The organism is Anaerobium acetethylicum (assembly GCF_900096945.1).
Lineage (GTDB): Bacteria > Bacillota > Clostridia > Lachnospirales > Lachnospiraceae > Anaerobium > Anaerobium acetethylicum.
This window is the reverse complement of sequence record NZ_FMKA01000083.1, coordinates 1-2,784: the sequence shown is the minus strand read 5'-3', so window position 1 is coordinate 2,784 and position 2,784 is coordinate 1. Positions and strand designations below refer to the sequence as shown.

2 protein-coding genes are annotated in these 2,784 nt (G+C 41.1%); both read right to left on the bottom strand.

The genetic code is table 11. The features are described 5' to 3' along the window. Positions 1-47 precede the first annotated feature (47 nt). Positions 48-1,676, bottom strand: a complete 1,629-nt coding sequence (gene tnpC / locus BJR36_RS19835) for an IS66 family transposase (protein WP_091237159.1) — start codon at positions 1,674-1,676, stop codon at positions 48-50. A gap of 277 nt (positions 1,677-1,953) precedes the next feature. Next, positions 1,954-2,310, bottom strand: a complete 357-nt coding sequence (gene tnpB / locus BJR36_RS19830; protein ID WP_091237158.1) for an IS66 family insertion sequence element accessory protein TnpB — start codon at positions 2,308-2,310, stop codon at positions 1,954-1,956. Positions 2,311-2,784: the final 474 nt, after the last annotated feature.

Below are 2,784 nucleotides of genomic sequence, written 5' to 3'. Positions count from 1 at the left end.
GTAAACGTCAAACCATCCGCCTGACGATAAAGTTAACGCCGCTTGATTTATAAACGGCGTGGTTTCCTGCATTCCTCTGGAAGCTGGTCTGACCAAGGCATTAAGTAGTCCAGTTTAGCAGGTTCGATGTTTCCTTTTTCATCACAATGTTTTGGTAATTCTGTGAGTATATATTTGAAGTAGTTGTATGGGCGGAGATTGTTCAGCTTTGCAGTCTCGGAAATGCTGTACACCAATGCACTAGCGTTCGCTCCTTTCGCTGTGTTATGAAACATCCAATTTTTCTTGCCCAGGCAAAAAGTTCGAATTGCTCGTTCGCTGGCTGAGTTGTCGATTGGAATGTCTCCATCTTTAAGAAATGCTTTTAGGTACACTTCCTGATTGATGATATAATTCAATCCCTGCGCTGTTTTGCTCTTCGGTGGAACCGCACATTCGGCGACTTGCTTTTTTACCCACACGAAAAAGTCCTCAACTAGCGGCTTGATTTCCTTTTGCCGTATTTGAAGTCGTTCAGCTGATTCTAGTTCCTTCAGCTCTGTATCCGCATTGTAGAACACAGCAATCTTTTGCAGTGCCTGATATGCGACCGATTGTCTTACCGATTCAGGATTCTTCTTGTCTGCAGCCTTTACTGCATCAGAAAAATCACGTCTTGCGTGCGCCCAGCAATTCACATTCGTTACATTTGGAAGAAGTTTAGCAACCAAATGATACTGCTGGAGACCATCGGTTACGAGCACCCCTTTATAATCCTTGTAGAACTCTAAAGGAATCTTGTGGTCTCGACCCTTATGATATTCATAGACCACAACAGGGCGTTCCTTATATAGCTCGCCCGAACGATGCACCCACATCCAGCATTTACTGTTCGGATGATCACTATCACCAATCACTTGGGTTGGTGTTTCATCTGCTTGTGTTACATGCAGTTTTAAAAGTTCCTGCTTCATTCGTTCAACGAAAGCTGTAAAGTACTTGTTAGCACAAAGGACAATCCAGTTTGACATCGTCTGCTTGGATATATTCACACTGTTACGCTCAAACTCCTGCTCAATTCTGTTTAGTGCAGATGAATTAACATACTTTACATTCAGAATAGATGCCAGTAGTGATGGTGTAACAATACTGTTCTTAAGGAGATCCTTTGGTCGATTTCCACGCATGAATTCATCCTGATGATCACCATCTTTTCCGACATAGACTTCAACTGTGTGCAATTCTACAGTCCATGATTCTGGCTCATGACGAAGTCTCTTATATGTTTCATCCGGAAGACGACGCCAGTTGTTTTTACCATAGAAAGCATCCAGTTCTTCTTCTGATACAGTGTAAGGTGGAATGATTTCTTCAGGAAAATTTTTCAGATCAAGTTCACGCTGTCCTTTTTTCTTTGTACTTTTCTTGGCTGGCAGAACCTCATCTTCAGTTGGTTCCTCTGCAGTTTCATCGAAAGCTGCATCTGCTTCATCGAAGAAGGATAACTGACCATCAATGGAACTAAGTTTTTCAGTGTGTTTACCAAATCGGTAATTATTAGCAATACGAACCTGTTCAATAAGCATTTCGATGTTCTCATTCAAAGAATCGAGCTGTCCCTGCATCATAAGAATAAAAGTAATCAATTCTTCTCGACTGCATTTATTCAATTCTTCAAGTGTATGCTTATTAGCCATGATTCCTGCTCCTTATTTTTTACTACTCTTATTATAACTAATATCGCAAAAAATAGCGAATCAAAGCACCATAAGAATTCGTCATTTTGCCACTTTGCCAGGCAACGCAGCAGCGGAATTAAGATACTTGGAAATATAGAGCTTTCAATGTTCAAAAGATGACAGCAAAGCCATTAGAATCACTCTGGCAGTCATCTGTTAATACCGCATTTAAGCTGATGTATGGCATTGGATTTGCGAAAAAACGAGCCATTGTTTTCTCTGTTTTGCACAAATGTTAATAGATATTTTTAGGATCAACATCTTTGATTTTCGGATCCAAGGGATTTAAACCCAGCATTAAATAGTTATATTGCTCTTCGGTAAGTTCAGCCGCCTCCTGTGTTGTTCTTGGCCAGGATAGCCGACCATCTTCGAAACGCTTATATAATAATAAAAAACCTGTTCCCATCCAGAGCAAACCTTTACATCGATCAGAACGCTTTCCGCAAAAGAGAAATAGTGTTCCTTTTTCAAATGGATTCTGACCGTATTTGTCGCCAATGATCATTGCAAGACCATCGATTCCTTTGCGAAGATCTACCGTGCCACATGCAAGCATGACCCGACGAATACCAGCTGCATCTTCAAGCATGCGTTACCTCCTGAAGAATCCTTGACAGAAGTTGATCAGAGATGTCATTCGATATCGCAATAGACACCGTCGCTGTCTTGATCACAGCTGCGGGTTTGATAGTTTCTGAGTTGCATTCCATAGGAACTTCCTGATGAACAGGTGCTGATATCTCAACGAATGAGACCGCGTTATTAGTGTCCTGAACGGACGGTAGACAAGAATTCTCCATCTGGTCATAGGCTTCTTTTCGAAACTTACGTTGCCAGTAGTAATAGCTTTGTTCCAATATATCATTCTCTTCAAGCCATTGTTTTACACTTTTGTCAGCAGGTCTCTGCTGGCAGTTTAGAATGATCTGTTTCCATCGAGTAGAGCGGACGTTATGCGTACATCGGTCCATGTTTGATTAGTACCTCCTTGAAAAACTCTATTGATTTTTTTAAGTATGCACTAAAAAAGAATTTTTGCCTAGGCGAGTGGTTTGACGTTTAC